Below are 20,361 nucleotides of genomic sequence, written 5' to 3'. Positions count from 1 at the left end.
CGATGAACGGAGTCAGCTCATGAGCGAGGACCGGATCGAACGCGAAACCCTCATCGAGGCTTCCCTGGAACGGGTCTGGTCGCTGGTTGCCCAGCCCGGGTTCTGGGTCGCCGACAAGGCGAGCCTGCCCGGCACGGTGGCCGAGGAAGGGGCAGTGATGATCGCGAAGCACCCCGAGCACGGAGACTTCCCGGTGCGCGTGGAGAAGGTCGAGCCGCCGACGTACCTGGCGTACCGCTGGACCAGCGCTTTCCCGGGGGAGGAGCTGCGCGAGGACAACAGCACCCTCGTGGAGTTCACCTTGGCCCAGGAAGGCGACCGGACGCGGCTGCGTGTCGTCGAGAGCGGGTTCGCGGCGCTGGCGGGTTCCCAGGAGCTGCGCAGCCAGAACCTCAAGGACCACAGCGGAGGCTGGCCCCTGGAGCTCGACGCGCTCAAGGCCCGCGCGGAACAGCCCTCCACGTGACGGAAGAACGTCCCGGCGCGGCCGAGGTCGTCGACAGCGTCCTCGGCGCGTTGGCCGACCCGACGCGACGCCGGCTGCTCGATCTGCTCGCCGCGCAGGGGGAGGCCACCGCGACGACGCTCGCCGAGGGGCTCCCCGTCTCACGCCAGGCGGTGGTCAAGCACCTCGCCGTTCTGGACGCGGCAGGTCTGGTGACCGGCGGCCGGGTCGGACGCGAGGTCCGCTACACGGTGCGGCCGGCGGCGCTGGACGCGACGGCGCGGTGGATGGCCACGCTCGCCACCGACTGGGACCGGCGGTTGGCCGACATCAAACGCGTCGCAGAGGCGGCCGAGGCGGCCGAGCGGGATTCACCCCCGGCGCAACCCGACTGAGGAGGCACCCATGGACACGACAGAACTGCGCAGCGCCTACGGCAGGTTGCTCGATGCGGCGGCGATCCCCGACCTCGGGGACGCCGACGACGGCGGGTGGGACGCCGACCAGGTCCTGGCCCATCTCCTCAGTGTCGATGCCGCGACCGCGGCGGTCGCTCTCGGAGTGGTGGCCGGCGCGCGGCCCGCCTTCGACAACCGGGTCTCCCTCGACACCTGGAACCTCGGCCGGATCATCGCCGAGCACTCGGGCAGGGCGGACCTGATCGATCACGTCCGCAGCCAGGCCGCCGTCCTCTGCGACATCGCCGATCGGCTCGACGAGCAGGCCGCCTCGGTTCTGGTGCCGACGCTCCTCCTGTCCGACGACGAGTTGGTGCTGGACGCGCCGATCCCGCTGTCGAGCCTCATCGACGGCCTCGCCGGGAGTCACGTGCCGGGGCATACCCAACAGCTCCTCGACCTTCGCACTGCTCCCGGGAATCCCTGACGGGACCAGGTTCCGGCGGACTGCTGAGGCGGGAGTGTGTGTCTGCTGCGCGTCGGTCCAGGAACCTGATCGGATCGGTTCGCAACGGTCGGGTGCGGCCGGGGTACCTGCTGCCAGGGTTGGAGTCGAAAGGGAGGCCTTGTGATCTCGGCACTCAACCAGCTCGTCGACCTTGTCGAGGAGCACCTCGTGGAGGAGCTCGACGTCGACGGGTTGGCCGGGGCGCTCGGCACGACCGAGTACCACCTGCGCCGGATGTTCTCGTCGTTGGCAGGCATGCCGCTGTCGGAGTACGTGCGGCGGCGTCGTATGACCGTCGCCGCCGCCGACGTCGTCCGGGGCGAGGAGGACCTGCTGGGCATCGCCGTCCGGCACGGATACGGCTCGAGTGAGGCGTTCGGGCGCGCGTTCCGAGCGGTCCACGGTGTCGGCCCCGGTGATGTGCGCCGTGACGGAGGCCCCTTGCGCACACAACCACAGCTCAGGTTCCGCCTGACCGTCGAAGGGATTCTCCCCATGGACACCCGCCTCACCGACCGCCCCGCGTTCAGGCTGGTAGGACACGCAGCCCGAGTTCCGCTCATCCACCGGGGCGTCAACCCGCATATCCAGGAACACATCACCGCGCTGCCCCTGGAGGAGCATGGGCGACTGAAGGCCCTCAGCGACGCCGAACCGGCGGGCCTGCTGCAGGTCAGCGACGACCTCGACCCCGACGGCACGGAGGGCAGCGAACTGACCTACCTGCACGGAGTGGCTGTCGGCCGGGACACGCCGGTCCCGGACGGGCTCGACACCATCGAGGTACCGGCCGGGATGTGGGCGGTCTTCCGTACGAGCGGACCGCATCCGCAGGCCCTGCAGACGGCCTGGGCCGCGACCGCGACCGAGTGGTTCCCCTCCAACCCGTGGCGGTCGCGGCCGGGACCTTCGGTCGTCGCGGTCCTCGAGCGCGCGGACGACTTCAGCACCGCGACCTGTGAGCTGTGGCTTCCGGTCGAACCCGCGTGACGCGCCGCGCGGTCCTGGGCAGGACCGCGATGCGGATCCGGCGGACCTGAGGGTGCCTGGGCGCCATACTGGGCCGCCGGAGCACGGAGGGGGACACACAGCGCATGAGGCACGGGGCAGACGGTAGGGACCTGCCGGAGCACATCGGCGGGTACGCCGTGGAGCGGGAGCTGGGGGCCGGCGGGATGGGCACCGTGTACCTGGCGCGTTCGCGCGGCGGGCGGGCGGTGGCCGTGAAGGTGGCCCGCTCGGAACTCGCGGCCGACCCGCACTTCCGGGAGCGGTTCCGCGCCGAGGTCGCGGCCGCGCGCAGCGTGGGCGGCTTCCACACGGCCCAGGTGGTGGACGCGGACCCGGCGGCTGCGGCGCCCTGGCTCGCCACGGCGTACGTTCCCGGGCCGACGCTCTCCGCGCTGCTCGAGGCGGAGGGGCCGATGGGCGAGGCGCGGATTCGGCAGCTGGGTGCCGCGCTCGCCGAGGCGCTGGTGGCGATCCACAGCTGCGGTCTGGTGCACCGTGATCTGAAGCCCGGGAACATCATCATGGCCGCGGACGGCCCGCGGGTCCTGGACTTCGGGATCGCGCGGGCGCTGGAGTCGACTCGCCTGACGGCCACCGGTATGGCCTTCGGGACGCCGGGGTTCCTGGCGCCCGAGCAGGCGGAGGGGCTGGAAGTCGGTGGCGCCGCCGATGTGTTCGCTCTGGGTGCCGTGCTCGTCGCGGCGGCGGGCGGCAGCGCGTTCGGGGCGGGTACGCCGATGGGCCTGATGTACCGGTCCGTGCACGCGCCGCCGGATCTGACCGCGGTGCCGGAGGGCATGCGGCCGGTCCTGGAGTCGTGTCTGGCCAAGGATCCGGCACAACGGCCCACGCCGGGGGAGTTGTTGGATCTGCTGGCCCCGGCGGTCGCGGGCGGCTCCCCGACGGTGGTGGTACCCGCACCGACGGTGGTGGTACCCGCACCGCCGTCCTATGCCCCGTTCGGCGCCGTCCCGCTGCACCAGGCCCCGACCGAACTCGCCACCGTGGCCGCTGCTCCGGAGGACACCGACCTGGTCTTCGTCGCGGTTTCCGCGGAGAGTTCCCTTCTGATCGACGCCATGGGCGTCACGTTCGAATCGGAGGCAGGGGAACTGCAGTTCACCTGGACCGAGATCAGCACGGTCGAGTACGCGGCCGACGGCTCCAAGCACCTCAGGGTCACGGTCCGCCTCCACAGCGGCGCCACCCACCTGTGCCTGATCGCCGCCCGCAGGCGGGCGCGCCTCAAGGAGTGGCTGGAGGACCTGCCGCTGATCCTGGAGTGCTTCCTCTGACGCCCGTCTCCGGCGGTCACGAGGGCATGCGGTGCTTGCCGCGCAGTACGTCGACGTAACTGCGGACATCGCGCTCGGTGGGCAGCCCGGCCGGGGACTCCTGCTCCGCCGGGGCCGGGCCGGGTGTGCGGCAGGGGCGGCAGAGACCGTCGGGCAGCGACTCGGCGGGTCCCGGGCGGCCGCATTCGGTGCACTCGACCAGCAGGCGGCGTGCCGGGGTGTCCGGTGCGGGTGCGGCGTCGGGCAGCCGGGCCGGGATCTTGTCGAGGAGCCGGCGGCGTACGAATCCGACGGGGGAGCCGACCTGGGCCGGGAGCCCGGAGACGAGTGCCTGGGTGAGGTAGTCGGCGCTCACACCGCGTACGAACCAGGCCGCGGCCAGGTCTTCGAGGGCGCCGCAGTCGGAGGCGGAGAGCGCGAGCCGGGGTTCGGTGCGGCCCAGTCGGGCCAGGGTGAGGTACGCGGGGGAGGGGCCGTCGACCGGCGCCGGTGCCGGAGTGCGTTGCTGCGGTACGGAGACGGCGACGGCGACCGTGGGCTCGGCCGCGTCGGCCGGTTCCGAGGTGACCGGGGAAGCGGTCGCGGTCGTCGTCCCGGCTGCCCGGCCGCTCTCGGCGTCGAGGTGGGCGGCCCACCATTCGTTGTCGCGGGCGGTGCGCGACCAGAAGGTGAGGGTGACCCAGCGGCTCTGCCCGAGAGCCTCGACCCGGCACCGTACGTGGCGCAGATGCCCGGCCACGCCCAGGGCGCGCAGGGCGGTGCCGATGGCCATCTGCCCGTACAGGGGAAGGTCCTTGGCCAGCGACTTGATGTCCATGGCCGCACCGTCGGGCAGGAGGTCGACGTATCCGGCGATGTAGCGTTCCCGCTCCGGCAGCAGCGCGAAATCGGCGGCTCCGGGCGGGCGTTGGCCGGGTGCGGAGCGCTTGCCGTAGCCGCGGTGGGCTTTGCGGTACGGGCGGGAGGGGCGTGCGGGTGCGCGCACGGCGGAGTTAGGCTGCTCGGTAGCCACGAGATCGCTCTTTTCGATCTTGGGGTGAGACCCCGGCATGGTGCGCTAACACCGCGTCGGGGTCGTTCAGTTGTGGGAACCGTAAGCAGGCGCGACACTCCGCCGCAAGTCGGTCACGATTAGTCATACTTGCTGGCCGTGACGGGTCGGGGAGGGTGGTGAGGTTCTTCCCCACCCTTCTTTCACCTGCCGGGTGAAAGACACGGCTCGAATCCCGGACCTCGGATCCCGACCCCCGGATCCCGAAGCTCGAGCGCCGGGCCGGGGCCTCTCTCCGTACCCTCGAAAGAGCGAACGGACCACTCCGAAGCTCGGGACTCGGGACCCGAGTCCCGAGCTTCGGGCCGGTACGGAGATCAGATGCGTACCGCGGCCTGGTAGCTGCCGATGGTGCTCATCGATTCGTAGCGGACGTAGGCGCCCGGGTACGGGGCGTGCAGCACGGTGTTGTTGCCCGCGTAGAGGCCCACGTGCGAGGTGTTGCTGAAGAACACCAGGTCGCCCGGCTTCAGCTGGCTGCGCGCGATGTGGGTGCCCCTGTTGATCTGGGTGAACGTGGTGCGGGTGATCTCGACACCGGCCTGGGCGTAGGCCCACTGGGTCAGACCCGAGCAGTCGAACGAGTTGGGGCCCGTGGCCGTACGGACGTAGGGCATGCCCACGCGCGTGTCGGCGGCCCGGAGAGCGGCGGCACCGAGGGCGGACGCGGGAACCTCGTTGCCGAGTTCGACCCGGTCACCGGCGGCGCGGCTGGCGCGCTGCTCCCCCTCGGCCATCGTGGCGCGTTCGGCGGCGGTCAGGGTGTTCAGCAGACGCTGGGCCTCGCCGAGCTTGCTCTGGAACTTCTGCTTGTTCTTGCCGAGCGCCTCGCGTACGTCGGCGAGGGTGCCGAGCTTCTCCTGGGCCTCCTTGCGCTGCTGCGCGAGGGTCCGCTGCTTGGCCTTGATCTTCTGGAGCGACTCGGCCTGCTTGGCCGTCAGCTGGTCGAGCGCGGAGGCCTGGTCGAGGAAGCTGTCCGGGTCCGAGGCGAGGAAGAGCTGCACCGAGGGGTCGATTCCGCCGGACCGGTACTGCGCGGTGGCGATCGAACCGAGCTCGCGCCGCAGGGTGTTGAGGTCGGCCTGCTCGCGGGCGACCTTGTCCTGGATCGCGTCGACCTGCTTCTTGAGCTTGTCCTGCTTCTCCTTGGCCCCGTTGTACTTCTCGGTGGCGTTCTCGGCCTCGTGGTAGAGCTTGTCGACCTTCGCCTTGACCTCGCTCTTGGTCGGCTTGGGGTCGGCGTGGGCTGCCTGGGAGGTCAGTGCGACGGCAGCGGCGGCGGTCGCGGTGAGCACGGTCACGCGGGTGCGGCTCGGCGTTTTGGGACGACGGTGGGACGCCACGAAGGCGACTCCTTCCTCCTCGAGCCGCCTGCCGGGCTGTGGGGACGGTGAATCCCGGCTCCGTGCACGTCACGGACTCGACGGTGTCTTCGCTGCCACCCCGGATGGGTGATCAATCGTGCGAAGATCCGAAGCCGACCCTAGTGAACATCTTGTGCCCAGTTCAATCAGAACCGAAGGAATATCGACACACCAGGCACATCCTTTACCCACATCACACGGTGTGTAGACCGCACTTGACGGTACGTTCCGAATCGCGTGACGTTCCGGGGCTACGGGCCCTGCGTGCCGGGAAGCCGGACCGTGACGAGGAGACCGCCCGCGGGTCGGGGGACGAGTTCGAGAGTTCCGTCATGGGCCCGGACGATGCTCCGCACGATGGCCAGGCCGAGGCCCACCCCGGTGTACTCGTCGGTGCGTACGCGTTCCGTTCCGCGCTGGAACGGCTCGGTGAGGGTCGGCACCAGGTCCGGTGGGATCCGGCGGCCCGTGTTCTCCACCCGCAGCACGCTCGTGTCGCCGTGCGTCTCGGTGCGGACCGTCACGGTGCCTGCGGAGGGGACGTTGTGGACGATGGCGTTCTGGACGAGGTTCGTCACCATCCGCAGCAGCAGCTCCTCGGAGCCGCTGGTCCGGGCCGCACCGCCGGTGACGTCGAGCGTGATCCGGCGCCGCTCGGCGAGGGGGAACAGCGTCTCGGCGGCCTCCTCGCAGAGGAGGGAGAGGTCGACGCTCTCGCGGGTGAAGTGTCCGCGGTCGCCGCGGCCGAGCAGCAGGAGGGCCTCGGTGAGGTCGATCGCCCGCGTATTGACAGCGTGCAGGCGTTCGATGAGTTCGTCCCGGTCCCGCGTGGGGTCCTTACGGGCGACGTCGAGGAGGGTCCGTGAGATCGCCAGCGGGGTGCGCAGTTCGTGGGAGGCGTTCGCGGCGAACCTCCGCTGCTCGGCGACGTGGGACTCGAGTTGTTCGAGCATTGAGTCGAATACGTCGGAGAGTTCACGGAACTCGTCCTGGCGGCCCTCCAGGCGGATCCGGTGGGACAGCGACCCGTTCCCGGCCATCCGTGCCGCATCCGTGATCCGGGTGAGAGGCGCGAGCATCCGGCCGGCGAGGATCCATCCCCCCAGGAGACCGAGTACCAGCAGGAACACCATGACCGCGGCCGCCCTCGGAGCGAAGACGCGCAGGAGGTTGGAGCGGACGGGAAAAACGCCCTCGGTGGGGTTGCCGGTGGAACCGGGCACGATGAGCGCCTGCTCGGGGACGTAACGCAGGAGGAATACCCATACCGCGGCGAGCAGCAGGGCTCCGGCAATCATGAGGAATGCGGCGTAGCTGAGGGTGAGCTTGAGACGGACACTCGGACCGGGCGCCCTATCCACGGTCTCCTCCCGCGCGGCCCGCCACCGGCTGGATGTCGATGCGGTAGCCGACGCCCGGCACCGTGGCGATGATCCAGGGTTCACCGAGCCGTTTGCGCAGCGCGGAGACGGTGATGCGCACGGCGTTGGTGAGGGGGTCGGCGTTCTCGTCCCAGGCCCGTTCCAGCAGCTCCTCCGCGCTGACGACCCCGCCCTCGGCGGCGACGAGTACTTCCAGCACGGCGAACTGTTTGCGGGTGAGCGCCACGTAACGGCCGTCGCGGAAGACCTCCCGGCGGAACGGATCGAGCCGCAGGCCCGCGATCTCACGGACCGGGGGCCGGGCGTACGCGCGCCTGCGGTCGAGCGCCCGCAGCCGCATCACCAGCTCCCTCAGCTCGAACGGCTTGGTGAGGTAGTCGTCGGCACCGAGCGCGAACCCGGAGGCTTTGTCGTCGATCCGGTCGGCGGCGGTGAGCATGAGGATCGGGATGCCGCTGCCGGACGCGACGATGCGCCGGGCGACCTCGTCGCCGGAGGGGCCGGGGATGTCGCGGTCGAGGACCGCGAGGTCGTAGGAGTTGACCCGGAGCAGTTCCAGGGCGGTTTCGCCGTCACCGGCGATGTCGGCGGCGATCGCCTCCAGCCGCAGGCCGTCACGGACGGCTTCGGCCAGGTAGGGCTCGTCCTCCACGATCAGTACGCGCATGTCCGAAGCCTAAGCAGCGGACCGTGCCGCCGGCGCAGGCGACGTCGCGTGCCCACCGGCCGCACGCCTCAGCCCACCAGTTCCGGCTCGGGGCGGGGCCGGTCCGACGGCGCCTGCGCCCTGGTGCGCCACCAGCGGCGCGAGGCCAGCGCGGCCAGTACGGCACCGGCGGCATTGACCAGTACGTCGTCCACGGAGGACACCCGGTCCAGGTCCAGGGCGTACTGCGCGGTCTCGACCAGGGCCGAGCAGCCCGCCCCGAGGGCCAGTACCCGAGGCAGGGAAGCCAGTGCCGCGAACCGCATCGGGGCGAAGAACCCCAGCGACGCGAAGACCAGCAGGTTGCCGACGATCCCGAGCGGCCCCATCGTGACCAGGTCCCGCAGCGGAACCAGGCTCACCCGGGCGGGGACGATGCCGGCTCCGCCGCCCGGCATCATGGTCAGCCAGAGGAACGGCACCGTCCCGTGGACCATGCCCACCTCGGCCACCGACCTCCGCCACGCCGACGGGACGCCGGCGGCACCCCGACGGCGCGCCAGGACCCACACCACCAGCGCGGACAACGGCAGCGCGACCAGCGTCATGAGCACCACACCGTTGAACGTGTCCCAGCAGCCGTGCCACCGCCCGGCCGCGCACCTCGGAGCGGCCATGAACAAGGGCCCCCGAATGACGAACAGGACGCATGCCACGCCGAGGATCGCCAGGCCGGAGAACACGACCCTGCGCGTGCGGCGGGGCGGTGCTGTCGGAGATGCGTTGTGGACCATGGCAGCCATTGAAGGCGGAGGCCTGTTGCCACGGCGTATGCGATTTTCGATATGCCCGCGATACACGGAGCCCCCGGCACCGGGGCAGGACCTCCTCCGGCCGGGCTACAGCAGTGCGTTCGGCCCGTCGGCGTCGAGGGCCGAGAGGCGTTCCCGTACGGCGGTGACGAGCGCGTCGTCATCCGCGAGGTCCCGCGCCCCCAGTACGGCGAGCAGCCCGCGCACCGGTTCGTCGCCGGACCCTGTCCAGGCCGCACGGATGCGGTCGGCCGCGGGGTCGTCCAGCGACTGGTCCCGGGTGTGGCGCATCCACGCGGCGAGGGCGCCGGTGAGGACCGTACCGGGCCTGCCCGCGACCCGGATCTCGCGCAGCGGCGCGAGCCACCGTTCGGGGATCTTCTGCGAGCTGTCCGTGGCGATCTGCCGCAGAAGGTGCCGCATGGCGGGATTGGAGAAACGCAGGACGAGTCCGTCGACGTACCCCTCGACATCGAGGCCGGCGGGCAGGCTGCCGGCGACCTCGGCGGCGTAGGCGCGCAGGACCGGCTCTCCCCACGGGGCGGTCATCGCATCGGCGACGCTCTCCCGGCCGTCCGCGATGCCCAGGCAACTCAGCAGTGTGTGCGCGCCGTTGAGCAGACGCAGCTTCATCACCTGGTAGGGGGCGACATCCGGGACGAAGAGTGCTCCGGTGTCCTCCCAGCGGGGCCGGTCGGCGGCGAACGTGTCCTGCAGTACCCATTGCGTGAACGGCTCGCCGATGACGGCGCTCTCGTCGCGGACACCGAGGACAGCGCTCGCGGCGTCGCGGTCGGCCGCCGTCGTCGCGGGGACGATGCGGTCGACGACCGTGGACGGGAAGGCGACCGCGTCCTGGATCCACATCAGGAGCGCGTCGCGGTCCGCCCATCCGGAGGCTTCGACGTACTCGCCGACCAGCCGGGCGACGACGGCGCCGTTGTCGGCCATGTTGTCGCAGGGCACCACTGACAAAGGTGCCCCGGACGTGATCCGACGGGTCCGCAGGCCGTGCGCCAACTGGCCGACCACGGTGGCCGGGACGGGGGCGCCTGCCAGGTCGGCGGCGACCAGCGGGTCACGCGTGTCGAGGCTGCCGTCGGCGGCCCGCCGGTAGCCCTTCTCGGTGACCGTGGTCGTCACGACCGTCACGTCCGGTGAGGCGAGCAGTTCCCGCAGCCGGGCCGCGTCGTCCACGGCGTGACGGACCTCCGTGAGCTGCCCGACCACGCGGGTGCGGGGGCCCTCGGGGGCGCGCAGGGTCAGCGAGTACAGCCCGTCCTGCGGAGCGAGTTGCCCGACGACGGAGCGGCCGCGCTGGGAGAAGCCGGCGATGCCCCACCCTCCGCCGTGAAGGGCCTCCGCCTGCTCGGTGTGAACGGCCTGATGGGCCCGGTGGAAGGCACCGAGTCCCAGGTGGACGATCCGGGTGCGCAGTGTCCCCGGGTCGACGAGCGGTCCGGTTCCGGCGGGCAGGGCGCCGAGCGTCGCGTACGAGAGCCTGGTCACCAGTCGTGCACCGATCCGTCCGAACGACGGCCCACCGGCAAGTACTTGGGGTCGTACGGGAAGCGGGCCGCGGCCTCCTCGTCCAGCTCGACACCGAGGCCGGGGGCGGCGGAGGGGTGCAGGGCGCCGTCGCGGAGCTCGTAGGTGGGGCGGAACACCTCGTGGGTGACCGGGGCGTGCTCCATGTACTCCTGGATCCCGAAGTTGGGGACCGTCACGTCGAGGTGGACCGCTGCGGACATGCTGACCGGCGACAGGTCGGTCGCGCCGTGCGAGCCGGTACGGACCTGGTACAGCTCGGCGAGGTTGAAGATCCGCCGCAGATGGGTGATGCCGCCGGCGTGGGCGACCGAGCAGCGGATGTAGTCGATGAGGCGCTCGGTGATGAGCTGCTGGCAGTCCCAGATCGAGTTGAACACCTCGCCGACGGCGATCGGTGTCGTCGTGGCCTGCCTGATCTGCCGGAAGCTCTCCTGCAGTTCGGCCGGGGACGGGTCCTCCATCCAGAACAGCCGCAGGTCCTCCAGACGCGCGCCGAGGCGGCCGGCCTCGGTGGGGGTGAGGCGGTGGTGGACGTCGTGCAGCAGGTGGAAGTCGAAGCCGAACTTCTCCCGGATCTCACCGAGATAGCGGGGAGCGAAGTCCAGATACCGCTCGGTGTCCCAGAGCTGCTCCTCGGGGAGGGCCGTCGCGGCCGGCTCGTAGACGGCACCCTTGCGGACGCCGTACGTGCCCGCCACACCCGGCACCGCGGCCTGGGCGCGGATCGCGCGGTAGCCGTCCTCCCTGAACCGGGCGACATCATCGATGAGTTCACCGACGGTGGCACCGCTCGCGTGACCGTAGACCAGGGCGCCCTCGCGGGCCTTGCCGCCCAGCAGGTCGTAGACCGGCATGCCGGCGACCTTGCCCTTGATGTCCCAGAGCGCGGTGTCGACGGCGGAGATCGCCGTCATGGTGACCGGGCCGCGACGCCAGTAGGCACCCTTGTAGAGGTACTGCCACATGTCCTCGATGCGGTCGGCGTCACGGCCGATGAGCAACGGCACGAGGTGGTCGTTCAGGTACGACGCGACGGCGAGTTCACGGCCGTTGAGGGTGGCGTCGCCGAGGCCGGTCACACCGTCGGAGGTGGTCAGCTTGAGGGTGACGAAATTGCGGCCCGGCGAGGTGATGATGACCTTCGCCTGGGTGATGGTGGCCATGGTGCAGCCCTTCGGGGAGCGAGGTGGTGGATCAGTTGCGGGCGAGGGACTCGGCACGCGGGGCGGCGGTCTCGGCGCCCGGGGCTGCGGTCTCCCCCCGGCCCCAGTCGGCGTACTCGACGCCGCCGCGCTTGTTGGGTGCCGTCTCCGGCATGAAGAACAGGGCCACGATGCTGACCGTGATGAGTGCGGTCACGTAGAGCGCGACCCAGGTGTAGGAGCCGTCACCGGCGATCAGCAGAGCGGTGGCGACGACGGTGAACGGGCCGCTGGCGATCATCGAGCCGAACTGCCAGACCACCGAGACGCCGCTGTAGCGGGCGCGGGCCGGGAACAGCTCGGGGAAGTAGGACGCCTGCGGCGCGTAGGTGCCGGCGTGGCCGAGCGCGAGGCCGGCGATCAGCAGGAGCACGACGAGGACCATGCTGCCGCTCTCGATCGCCTTGAACGCGGGGACGACGAGCACCAGGTTGAGGACCGCTGCGGCCAGGTAGACCGGGCGGCGGCCGACCTTGTCGGTGAGCCTGCCGATCAGCGGGATCGCGACCAGTTCGCAGGCGATGGCGATCATCACGGCATTCAGGACCATGCTGTCGTCGATGCCGTGTTCCTTCGCGTAACTAACAAGGAAGACGGTGTAGAAGGGGAAGACCGCGGCCTCGACGAACTTGGTGAACAGACCGCCGAACACCTCCCGCTTGTGGTCGCGGGCGAGCAGCTTCAGCGGAGCGACCTGGTGGGCCTGCGTCTCCTTGGCGGCCTTGAAGGTCTCCGACTCGTTGACGCGCATGCGCACGAACAGGCCGATGAGGACGACGAACGCGCTCAGCAGGAAGGGCACGCGCCATCCCCAGGAGACGAACGCCTCCTCCGAGAGCAACGAGGTGAGCAGGGCGAACAGCCCGGTCGGGATCAGGTACGCGGCCGGCGAACCGAGCTGCACGAAACTGGCGAACATGCCGCGCCTGCCCGGTGGTGCGGCCTCCGCGGTGAGCAGGACGGCGCCACCCTGTTCACCGCCCACACCGAATCCCTGGATCAGGCGGACCAGGACGAGGATGACGGCGGCCCAGATGCCTATCTGGTCGTACGTCGGCATCAGGCCCACCGCGAAGGTGCCGAGGCCGGTGAGGAGCAGGGTGAAGACGAGAGCCTTCTTGCGACCGACACGGTCACCGATGTGACCCCACACCAGGCCGCCCAGCGGTCGCGCGAAGAATCCGACGGCATACGTCGAGAACGCGGCCAGGGTGCCCACCGCGGGGTCCACCTCGGGGAAGAACACCTTGTTGAACACCAGCGCGGACGCGGTGCCGTAGATGAAGAAGTCGTAGTACTCGGCGATGGTGCCGACCACGGAAGCGCCCACGGTCCGGCGCAGCTCCTTGGGCGAAGTCTCGCCGGGTGCGGTCGTCCTCCCGGGGGTGGTCCCCTTGGGGGTGTGCTCGCTCATCTGCCTGCCTCCTTGCAGGTAAAAGATCAGGTGGTCCGTTGCGTGAAGGACCACACAATCTAGATCGCGTCGGCTACCATACAAGTACTTCAGGCAACGTCAAGAGGGGGAGGGGCAACGATGGTCTTGTCCACAGGACTGCACGCCGCCCGAGCGCAGGGCCGCAACACCCGGCAACTGGTGCACGAGCTCCTGCGCACACGGATCGTGCTGCTGGAGATCCTGCCGGGCGCGGCCCTGTCGGAGAACGACCTGGCCGCCGAGCTCGGCGTCAGCCGCACCCCCGTAAGAGAGAGCCTGATCCTCCTGGCGGAGGAGGGGCTGGTCGACGTGTATCCCCAGCTCGGCACGTTCGTGGCGCTGATCAAGGAGCGGGACATCGCCTCCGCCCAGTTCGTCCGCGAAGCACTGGAGCTGGCCGCCCTGCGGGACTCCGTGACACGCGCCGGTGCACGGGACGTGCTGGAACTGCGCGCGCTGCTCGCCGCGCAGTCCGAGGCGGAAGAGCAATCCGACCCGGAGGCCTTCTTCAAGCTCGACGAGGAGTTCCACGCCCGCCTCATGACGGCCGGCGGACACCCCGAGGTGTGGTCCGTCGTCAGCCACGCGAAGGCGCACCTCGACCGGGCACGGCGCCTGTCACTGCCGCTCGAGGACCAGCTGCCGCTCCTCATCCGCCAGCACACCGACGTCGTCGACGCGCTGGAACGCCGGGACATCGACGGTGCCGATGCCGCGCTGCGGGGACACCTGCGGCAGGTCTTCGCCGACGTCGACACGATCCGCACGCGCCACCCCGACCTCTTCGGCGACACCGACGCACCGCCGCGCCCACGCCGCGAACCACGCCGACGCACGGAGGGGTGACGGCCGGGCCCGGGGCGCGCGCTGCGGAACGGAGACATGCAGGCAGTGAGCGGCCGGCTGGCCCTCGTGCCCGCGTACCGATCGCAGACGGGCAGCCGGTGGTGCGAGTGCCCACCGCTTCACCGCAGTTCAGGCTGATGAGCACGCGCTGGCTAGGATCCCGGCCTATGGACACCATGGGCGGGGATTCTTCTCAGCAGGACATAGACCGCGGCGCGGCCGCGGAGTTCGTCTACCGGCCGACGGCCGCGGACTTCGAGGAGGCGCTCCGCGCACGAGCGCGCCGCACACCGGCGGGCCGGGCCCAGGCACTGCTGGCACCGGCGACGGCGGCTGTCGCCGTGGTCGTCTTCGCCGCGCTCCGCGATGCCGGGCCGATCGTCTGGATCATCTCGCTGCTCATTTCCGTGGGAGCCGCGTGCTGGGGCACCGCAAGGGGGCTGCGCACGATGGCCCGCCGGATGTTCAGCATCGTGGAGCCGTACGGTGAATGCCGCATGGTGGCCGACGACCGCGGCGCGGTCAGCACCGGCGAGCGGGTGTCCTTCACCACCGACTGGACGGTGTACCGGGAGTTCCTCGAGACGCCCGGGCTCTTCGTGCTGCTGGGCGGCGAACGCGCGGCCGGCATCGCGGTGCTGCCCAAGCGGGGGGCGCAGGACCCCGCGGACGTGGACCGGCTCAGGGCGATCCTGGACCGGAACCTGAAGCGGCTCTAGGTTCCGGTCCCGCCGGATCGCCAACGCGTGACGCACATCGGAGACAACGAGGCCGTCCTAACGGGCGTGATCTCTTGGCCCGATGAGCTGTCGGAACCATCAGAGCTTCGGTACGACCGCGAACGGAAGCCTGTCCGCCCACTCGGCCAGTGCTCCGGCCGCGTCCTTGCGTAGTTGGCCTCCTGCTGGCACCTCTTCCAGCAAACCGCGATCCCTGTTGGGCAGTGCCAACTCCCGGTAAAACTGAAGGTCTTCGAAACCATTCACCGCCACATCGTGGCTGGTGGCTGCATAAACGAGGCGTGGGATGCGGGCCCAGTAGCACGCGACGAGGCACATAGGACAAGGCTCGCTGCTGGAGTACATGACGGCGTTTTCCATGAGGTGGTTCTGCAGCGCGCCACCGGCCGCTCGGAGCGCCATCATCTCGGCGTGGGCTGTCGGGTCGTGAAGCTCCACCACGGAACTTGTGCCAGTACCCACGACGATGCCGTCAACCACGACCACGGCTCCGAAGGGTGTTTTCCCTTCGTCGTCCAGCGCGTGGCGCGACACCGAAATGGCCTTCTCCAGAAAGGCGTGATCCTCTGGCGACTCCTTGGTGTACGGCATGGGCTCTCCTCCACGTCACATGTGAATCGATGGATCACTGTCGCTGAACGGCCCTGACAGATTGATGTCGTAACCAGTCAGTGGAGTTGTCATCCCAGCAGCCCCGATGATTCGCAGTGCGGATTCAGCCTGTTCCGCATCGGACCACTGGCCGTTCTCCAACACGGCGACCATATCCGGCATCGGTGGCCCAGGCTCGTCACCTCGGATGATGAGCCGGTGGATCTGTGGTGCGGGCGATGACAGCAGTGAGCAGGCCGTGGCCAGCCTGAACTGCCACTCGTCGAAGGATGCCGTTACGGACCGGAAGTCGGGCTCCCGGCTGACGACAACCGGCAGGTTATGCAGGACGATCCTGTTGATTCTGAGATGCTCGCCACGTCTGACCTGGGCAGTCAACACGGCCTCATCGAGGGCGTTGCGCAACGCCAACCGTTCCGGCCGCAGCCATCCGATGCCGCACTGAACCATGACTGCGGCTCGCACGGAGGGCCTCAGCAGCCGAGCTGTCTGGTTTCGCCAGAGGTCACTATCCACGTGATGCCCGAGTGTGTGCGCCGACGAGTTGCATGACCTTGAGCCCATGGACAACTGCGTCTCCCGGCTCACCCTCATGCGTGCCGCCCGGCAGTACCCGTGCGGCCAGCTCGTCAGTCGCGGCCAGGGCTTGCACGGGAAGGCCGGCAAGAAATGCGCGCAGTTCCGTTTCGGAGCCGTCCGGCTCGAGGGGTGCGAGTCGGCATGCAATGGACAGCACCATGGCGGCAGGCCGCTCCCGTGGCTCGGTGCGCGGGGCGGGTGTTCGCAGCGCCTGAAGAGTTGTGCGGTGGCTGGCGAGCTGCCAAGGAGACGTAGAGCCCTCCGACCGGCTCACAAGTGAGAGGAGCGCTTCGTGGGCATCGGCTGCCGAGTCGAACCACCGGTGTGTTGCGAAGGAGCGCAAGTAGGCGCCCAACAGTTGCGGGTCCGGTGTGAACTCAGGACGGATGAGCTCCGGTGGATGCCCAACCCGAGTGTCACGAAGCGTTGCGACGGCGTTGACTGAGACAAGCGCCCAGAACCGGTCGAACTCCTCGGGGCTACCGAAGAGCTGCCGGGCCGCATCTGCGTCCGGACCCGCCGTCCGCTCGCCATGGCTGAAGAGAGAGACGCGCAACGCACCGATGACGGAGTCCCCATCCCAGTAGTTGCCCATGAACTTGGTGCCGGTAAGTAACTGGAACACGCTGTAGAGCGCGTTCGCCTGGTGGGCACCTTGGAACTCGGTGAAATCGCGCGCCCAGACGAGTACACCGACAGGGTCGGTGATGGCGGAGCCGACCTGGTCGGCGCTGTCGAACATCTTGGGGTCAGGGTCGACGGCCAGAAGGATACGCAGGCGGCTGTCGACGCTCATGGCGATGAGCTCGCGCGCGGCACGGCCGGAGGCAATTCCTCGTACTGACATGAGGCGAGAGGTGCTGCCGAGCCAGGCCAGATACCTGCTGAGCTCGCCGAGTACGACGGATGGCTCCGGAAGGTTGCGCGCCTGCTGAAGTACGGAGTCGATCAACGATTCCCCGCAGCTGACGACGACGACCGGATCGGCACCCCGGACCAGCGCTGCCCGTGTAAGGCGGTGCAGGACCTCCATCCGCAGGGCTACAGATGAGGCGCTTTCCGCAGGAGACACCCGGGCATCGACAAGTTGGGCGACGAGATGGCGGATGCCGGTCGGGTCGTTTGTGCTGATGGCCTGATCGAGTGCGCCGAGATAGGCGGCGATCACGGGGTCGTCCAGGGCCGCCTGAGGTTGGGGGCCCGCCAGGGCCGAGGTAAGGGTCTGCCGTAGAAGGCGATTCCGGCCGCCGATGCTAGCGAGGCCGAAGAGTCGTATGAACGAGAAGACGCCGAAGATGTTGGCCAGAATGAACAGCTCCGCACCGTACGTCAGGCTTATGCCGCTCTTGCCGAGTAATCCGCAGGCAGTGAACAGTGCGGCGATCCAGCCGATGAAGACCCACTCGCGGAATGCGATGTGGCTGTCGATGGCGCGCAGGGACGGCCAGGAGCTGGCTGCGGAGAATGTGAGTGCGAAGATCACCGCTTCACCGGTGAGGAGCGTCGCGAAGAACGCCACCGTGAACTGCGTGGCGTCGACCGCATCGTCACGCTCAACTGGGTGGTGCACAGCGAGCGGGATCAGCAGGAGAACGCATAGCGCAAGGGCAGCCTCGCGACGTACGTGCGCCACTGAACATGCCCCCCGAGAGCCGCTGATCCGGGCAACTGTGCCAGGGGTAACCAGTGTTGCCAAGGAGGGCGTTCGGCCATTGGCCGGTGTGCACAGCCGGGCGGCGCCAAGCGCCCGCCCACACACCATGAACTGTGGCGGGCGTAGGCCGTCAGAGGTCTAGCTCAGATCTCCCTGGCGCACCGAGCCAATGAAGTCGGCCCAAGCAGCGGCACCTATGTGGAAGTGGCCTTCGTGTGGCCGCTTGCTGTCGCGTACGGAGGCGCCGATGGGGGAGACGGCTGTCTCCACGCACTCGGTCTCGTTGCCTCCGCTGTAAGACGACTTGAACCAGGCAGAGTCTGGAACCTCAATGTTCGTCCTTGGCATCCTTCAGGTCCTCCTTAGCACGGCTGATCAGCTCCCGTGAGGCTTCGATGTCCAACGCTTGTGCGCGCAGGTATTCGAACGCAAGTCGGTAGCGATCCAGTTCCGCTTCCTTCTCCATGAAGACCGATCCGACGTGAAGGTCGACGTACACCACATCAAGTGTCGGTTCGGCACCGCCGAGGATGACGAAGCTGCCCAGGGCAGCGCAGTGAGCACCCCGGGAGAACGGCAGGACCTGCAAGGTCACGTTCCCCGAGTCGCAGCTGGCGAGCAGGTGACTGAGCTGCTCACGCATGATGTCCGGGGAGCCCATCACCCGCCGGAGGACTGACTCGTCGAGGATGGCCCAGAGGTGCGGCGCGTCGGGGCGGTTGAGGATCGCCTGGCGCCGCATGCGGATATCGACGAGGCGCTCAATCTCCTCGGGGGAGCGGCGCATCTCGTTAGCCTGCTGCAGTGCGGTGGTGTAGCTCCGGGTCTGGAGCAGCCCAGGTACGTACACGCAGGAGAAGTGGTCCTCACGCACAGCCTCGTCTTCGAGGGTGAGCATGAGGTTCATGGTCTCGGGGATGTGGTCGGCGAACGAGCTCCACCACCCCTGCTGTTTGGCGTCCTTGGCCAGTCCCACGACGACCAGGCGCTCAGCTTCGCTGGCGCCGTACTCGCGGCAGAGCGCGTCGATCACCAGCCACTTGACCGGCCCCTCAGTCGTTTCGTAACGGCTGACAGTGGCCTTGGATACCCCGACGAGCTGGCCGGCCTCCTCCAGGGTCATTCCCGTGCGGGCGCGCAGCTTGCGCATAGTTGCACCGAGGTGGCGTCGGCGGGTGGTGGCCCTCGCTGGCATGTGGATCCCTTCCGGGTGGTACCGGGGTGCCGGCCCAACGAGGCTAGATCGACGTCGAGTTGCTGCACCACCAGATTCACTCGATGGATAGTCGTGAGAAGTTACACAGCGAGATATCTCAGTGCCATACTCGCATCCAGGCGCTACACAGTGCACTCGTGTGGGCACGGTGGGTTCAGCGCTGTCTGGCTTACGAGGGAGTACCTGACATGGCAGGTTGCAGCAAGCCTCAGACTCCGTACCGGTATGTTCTGCCGTTCAAGGCGTGCCCCGAGAGCATGTGCGGGCTGCGGAGAGCCGTGCGTGCGGAGCTGTCACCCTGGGGGCTGGCTGGTCTGGCCGACGAGGCTGAACTCGTAGTGACCGAGCTCGCTACCAACGTGGTCAAGCACGTTGGTGTGGGAACAGCTGCCGCACTCGTGGTCGAGATTCGCACCGATGCCATCCACGTGGAGATTCACGACACAAGCCACGAGACCCCGGCCCTTGCTGAGACTGGATGTGCCTCAGAGTGTGGTCGTGGGCTCCACCTTCTTGCAGGCATGACACGTGACTGGGGAACTCGCGTCACTGCGTCGGGAAAGGCGGTCTGGTGCGAGCTGGCTCTGCATGGCGATGGCGGGCCTGCCCGAGTCCAGCGCGCCAGGGTGGTTCTTGGTGAGTATCGGGAGCTGGTGGGGGCGGTTGCTGTTCCACTCAGCCATTCGCGAGCGCAAGAGGAGGCAGCGACCGCTCTGATTGTCGATCTGCTCCATTGGATGGTCTCTCAGGGGTATGACCCCGATGACGTCCTCGATCGCGCCCAGCAGCGTTACGAAGCCGGGCTGGGTGCAGCCGCGTGATCTTCCGTGCAGGCAAGGTCTCTGGTCAGAAATCCGGGAGTGAACTGTGCGATCTCGGCCCGCAGGGCGGCGGGTGTGCGCCAGGATTCACCGGGGCGGCTCCTGTGGCACATCCGGTGGCAGTTAGAGCAGAGGACGGCCAGGTCGTCCAGCTTGGTTTCTCGGGGTCCGGATAGATGGAGGGGCAGTCGGTGATGAACCTCGATGTAGCCCTGCCCGAGGGGCCCGTAGAACTGGCCGAAATCGAAGGTGCAGACCTCGCACTGCAACGGGTGGCCCAGCTTCACCGCCCGTGCGATCTTGCTAGCCCTGAGACCCCGGTCACGTTCGCGATGCAAGGCCCAGCGGGCAAGGAGGCGGCCCTCGATCGCCGAGTTTCCCTCACTGTCGACTTCGTCTGGATCCTCTGGAATCTTGTACAGCTCACCCGTGCTGATCCCCAGCCGCAGAGCTTCGGCAGCCTCAAGCATCTCGGAGGGCCGCGTGATGAAGGCTGTGATCACTTCCTTGTCCAGGCGCCCTCCCTTGGTAGGAGTGCCGACGTAGGCAGGATGGTTCGTCGCCAGGTCGGTGGTCTTGTGGCTGACACTTCCTGTGGACCTGAATTGCGGGGTCACCTGCGCGACACCTTTGTGGATGGGCAAGGAACGAAGCAGGTCGGAGAGGTCGAGCACCCGAGGGTCGCCCTCCCGGAGCTCACTCCAGCCGTTCTCGACCACGAGTGCGCAGGCCAGCAGCAGCTCGTCGTGGGTCCACGTAGGGATTCTCGGCATGGGCCATATCGTATGAGTGT

22 protein-coding genes are annotated in these 20,361 nt (G+C 68.8%); 8 read left to right on the top strand and 14 right to left on the bottom strand.

Annotated elements, in window-relative coordinates; genetic code table 11:
* Positions 1-19: 19 nt before the first annotated feature.
* From ACFW9O_RS11155 to ACFW9O_RS11135, 5 genes are all read left to right on the top strand, one after another.
* The gene (locus ACFW9O_RS11155; RefSeq protein ID WP_384607561.1) at positions 20-466 is read left to right on the top strand and encodes an SRPBCC domain-containing protein; all 447 of its coding nucleotides are present in this window, start codon (positions 20-22) and stop codon (positions 464-466) included.
* Complete coding sequence (locus tag ACFW9O_RS11150; protein ID WP_384607559.1) at positions 463-840, top strand: ArsR/SmtB family transcription factor; 378 nt, start codon at positions 463-465, stop codon at positions 838-840. Before ACFW9O_RS11155 ends, ACFW9O_RS11150 begins: the two co-directional genes overlap by 4 nt.
* A gap of 10 nt (positions 841-850) precedes the next feature.
* Entirely contained in the window at positions 851-1,330 is a 480-nt protein-coding gene (locus ACFW9O_RS11145; RefSeq protein WP_384607556.1) for a hypothetical protein, read from the top strand.
* Positions 1,331-1,471: 141 nt separating this feature from the next.
* A complete protein-coding gene (locus ACFW9O_RS11140) occupies positions 1,472-2,341 on the top strand; it encodes a GyrI-like domain-containing protein (protein WP_384607554.1) in 870 nt (289 codons plus the stop codon).
* A gap of 104 nt (positions 2,342-2,445) precedes the next feature.
* Positions 2,446-3,657, top strand: a complete 1,212-nt coding sequence (locus ACFW9O_RS11135; protein ID WP_384607552.1) for a serine/threonine-protein kinase — start codon at positions 2,446-2,448, stop codon at positions 3,655-3,657.
* Between the two features lie 16 nt (positions 3,658-3,673).
* Here the strand turns inward: ACFW9O_RS11135 and ACFW9O_RS11130 are convergent, their stop codons facing one another.
* From ACFW9O_RS11130 to ACFW9O_RS11095, 8 genes are all read right to left on the bottom strand, one after another.
* Positions 3,674-4,669, bottom strand: coding sequence for a MarR family transcriptional regulator (locus ACFW9O_RS11130; protein WP_384607549.1), 996 nt, complete (start codon positions 4,667-4,669; stop codon positions 3,674-3,676).
* Between the two features lie 356 nt (positions 4,670-5,025).
* Complete coding sequence (locus ACFW9O_RS11125; RefSeq protein ID WP_384607546.1) at positions 5,026-6,051, bottom strand: NlpC/P60 family protein; 1,026 nt, start codon at positions 6,049-6,051, stop codon at positions 5,026-5,028.
* A 272-nt stretch (positions 6,052-6,323) separates the two neighbouring features.
* Positions 6,324-7,433 (bottom strand): sensor histidine kinase, encoded by a 1,110-nt coding sequence (locus tag ACFW9O_RS11120; RefSeq protein WP_384607543.1) that lies wholly within the window; start codon positions 7,431-7,433, stop codon positions 6,324-6,326.
* Complete coding sequence (locus ACFW9O_RS11115; RefSeq protein WP_384607541.1) at positions 7,426-8,121, bottom strand: response regulator transcription factor; 696 nt, start codon at positions 8,119-8,121, stop codon at positions 7,426-7,428. Before ACFW9O_RS11115 ends, ACFW9O_RS11120 begins: the two co-directional genes overlap by 8 nt.
* 68 nt (positions 8,122-8,189) lie before the next feature.
* A complete protein-coding gene (locus ACFW9O_RS11110) occupies positions 8,190-8,894 on the bottom strand; it encodes a VanZ family protein (RefSeq protein ID WP_384607538.1) in 705 nt (234 codons plus the stop codon).
* 105 nt (positions 8,895-8,999) lie between these two features.
* Positions 9,000-10,421: a mannitol dehydrogenase family protein gene (locus ACFW9O_RS11105; RefSeq protein ID WP_384607537.1), complete on the bottom strand. Its 1,422-nt coding sequence runs from the start codon at positions 10,419-10,421 to the stop codon at positions 9,000-9,002.
* The gene (manD, locus tag ACFW9O_RS11100; protein WP_384607534.1) at positions 10,418-11,626 is read right to left on the bottom strand and encodes a D-mannonate dehydratase ManD; all 1,209 of its coding nucleotides are present in this window, start codon (positions 11,624-11,626) and stop codon (positions 10,418-10,420) included. Before manD ends, ACFW9O_RS11105 begins: the two co-directional genes overlap by 4 nt.
* Before the next feature lie 31 nt (positions 11,627-11,657).
* Positions 11,658-13,079 carry an MFS transporter gene (locus ACFW9O_RS11095; protein ID WP_384607532.1) on the bottom strand — a complete coding sequence of 474 codons (1,422 nt, stop codon included), beginning with the start codon at positions 13,077-13,079 and terminating at the stop codon, positions 11,658-11,660.
* Positions 13,080-13,199: 120 nt separating this feature from the next.
* On the opposite strand from ACFW9O_RS11095, the gene ACFW9O_RS11090 reads away from it, so the two are divergent.
* The gene (locus tag ACFW9O_RS11090) at positions 13,200-13,946 is read left to right on the top strand and encodes a GntR family transcriptional regulator (RefSeq protein ID WP_384607529.1); all 747 of its coding nucleotides are present in this window, start codon (positions 13,200-13,202) and stop codon (positions 13,944-13,946) included.
* Between the two features lie 167 nt (positions 13,947-14,113).
* Entirely contained in the window at positions 14,114-14,665 is a 552-nt protein-coding gene (locus ACFW9O_RS11085; protein WP_384607527.1) for a YcxB family protein, read from the top strand.
* Between the two features lie 99 nt (positions 14,666-14,764).
* On the opposite strand, the gene ACFW9O_RS11080 is transcribed toward ACFW9O_RS11085, so the two are convergent.
* From ACFW9O_RS11080 to ACFW9O_RS11060, 5 genes are all read right to left on the bottom strand, one after another.
* Positions 14,765-15,277: a nucleoside deaminase gene (locus ACFW9O_RS11080; protein WP_384607525.1), complete on the bottom strand. Its 513-nt coding sequence runs from the start codon at positions 15,275-15,277 to the stop codon at positions 14,765-14,767.
* A 15-nt stretch (positions 15,278-15,292) separates the two neighbouring features.
* Positions 15,293-15,763: a hypothetical protein gene (locus tag ACFW9O_RS11075; protein ID WP_384607522.1), complete on the bottom strand. Its 471-nt coding sequence runs from the start codon at positions 15,761-15,763 to the stop codon at positions 15,293-15,295.
* A gap of 43 nt (positions 15,764-15,806) precedes the next feature.
* Entirely contained in the window at positions 15,807-17,510 is a 1,704-nt protein-coding gene (locus tag ACFW9O_RS11070; RefSeq protein WP_384607519.1) for a hypothetical protein, read from the bottom strand.
* A 159-nt stretch (positions 17,511-17,669) separates the two neighbouring features.
* Positions 17,670-17,879 carry a DUF397 domain-containing protein gene (locus ACFW9O_RS11065; RefSeq protein WP_384607516.1) on the bottom strand — a complete coding sequence of 70 codons (210 nt, stop codon included), beginning with the start codon at positions 17,877-17,879 and terminating at the stop codon, positions 17,670-17,672.
* Entirely contained in the window at positions 17,860-18,726 is an 867-nt protein-coding gene (locus tag ACFW9O_RS11060; RefSeq protein ID WP_384607513.1) for a helix-turn-helix domain-containing protein, read from the bottom strand. The genes ACFW9O_RS11065 and ACFW9O_RS11060 overlap by 20 nt, the downstream gene beginning before the upstream one ends.
* 83 nt (positions 18,727-18,809) lie before the next feature.
* Here ACFW9O_RS11060 and ACFW9O_RS11055 point away from each other — a divergent pair, with 83 nt between their 5' ends.
* Complete coding sequence (locus tag ACFW9O_RS11055) at positions 18,810-19,568, top strand: ATP-binding protein (RefSeq protein WP_384607511.1); 759 nt, start codon at positions 18,810-18,812, stop codon at positions 19,566-19,568.
* Here ACFW9O_RS11055 and ACFW9O_RS11050 read toward each other — a convergent pair.
* Positions 19,538-20,341, bottom strand: a complete 804-nt coding sequence (locus ACFW9O_RS11050; RefSeq protein ID WP_384607508.1) for an HNH endonuclease — start codon at positions 20,339-20,341, stop codon at positions 19,538-19,540. The two genes, ACFW9O_RS11055 and ACFW9O_RS11050, sit on opposite strands and share 31 nt — an antisense overlap.
* Positions 20,342-20,361: the final 20 nt, after the last annotated feature.

This window comes from Streptomyces sp. NPDC059499, assembly GCF_042749285.1.
Lineage (GTDB): Bacteria > Actinomycetota > Actinomycetes > Streptomycetales > Streptomycetaceae > Streptomyces.
The sequence above is the reverse complement of the archived record's forward strand: the minus strand, read 5'-3'. Positions and strand labels throughout refer to the sequence as shown.

Bases quoted from the DNA above. Each gene is read 5' to 3' on its own strand.
- ACFW9O_RS11110 (WP_384607538.1), bottom strand. From the start codon at position 8,894: ATGGTCCACAACGCATCTCCGACAGCACCGCCCCGCCGCACGCGCAGG.
- ACFW9O_RS11095 (WP_384607532.1), bottom strand. From the start codon at position 13,079: ATGAGCGAGCACACCCCCAAGGGGACCACCCCCGGGAGGACGACCGCA.
- ACFW9O_RS11085 (WP_384607527.1), top strand. From the start codon at position 14,114: ATGGACACCATGGGCGGGGATTCTTCTCAGCAGGACATAGACCGCGGC.
- ACFW9O_RS11155 (WP_384607561.1), top strand. From the start codon at position 20: ATGAGCGAGGACCGGATCGAACGCGAAACCCTCATCGAGGCTTCCCTG.
- ACFW9O_RS11145 (WP_384607556.1), top strand. From the start codon at position 851: ATGGACACGACAGAACTGCGCAGCGCCTACGGCAGGTTGCTCGATGCG.
- ACFW9O_RS11060 (WP_384607513.1), bottom strand. From the start codon at position 18,726: ATGCCAGCGAGGGCCACCACCCGCCGACGCCACCTCGGTGCAACTATG.
- ACFW9O_RS11115 (WP_384607541.1), bottom strand. From the start codon at position 8,121: ATGCGCGTACTGATCGTGGAGGACGAGCCCTACCTGGCCGAAGCCGTC.
- ACFW9O_RS11090 (WP_384607529.1), top strand. From the start codon at position 13,200: ATGGTCTTGTCCACAGGACTGCACGCCGCCCGAGCGCAGGGCCGCAAC.
- ACFW9O_RS11065 (WP_384607516.1), bottom strand. From the start codon at position 17,879: ATGCCAAGGACGAACATTGAGGTTCCAGACTCTGCCTGGTTCAAGTCG.
- ACFW9O_RS11050 (WP_384607508.1), bottom strand. From the start codon at position 20,341: ATGCCGAGAATCCCTACGTGGACCCACGACGAGCTGCTGCTGGCCTGC.
- ACFW9O_RS11055 (WP_384607511.1), top strand. From the start codon at position 18,810: ATGGATAGTCGTGAGAAGTTACACAGCGAGATATCTCAGTGCCATACT.
- manD (WP_384607534.1), bottom strand. From the start codon at position 11,626: ATGGCCACCATCACCCAGGCGAAGGTCATCATCACCTCGCCGGGCCGC.
- ACFW9O_RS11080 (WP_384607525.1), bottom strand. From the start codon at position 15,277: ATGCCGTACACCAAGGAGTCGCCAGAGGATCACGCCTTTCTGGAGAAG.
- ACFW9O_RS11135 (WP_384607552.1), top strand. From the start codon at position 2,446: ATGAGGCACGGGGCAGACGGTAGGGACCTGCCGGAGCACATCGGCGGG.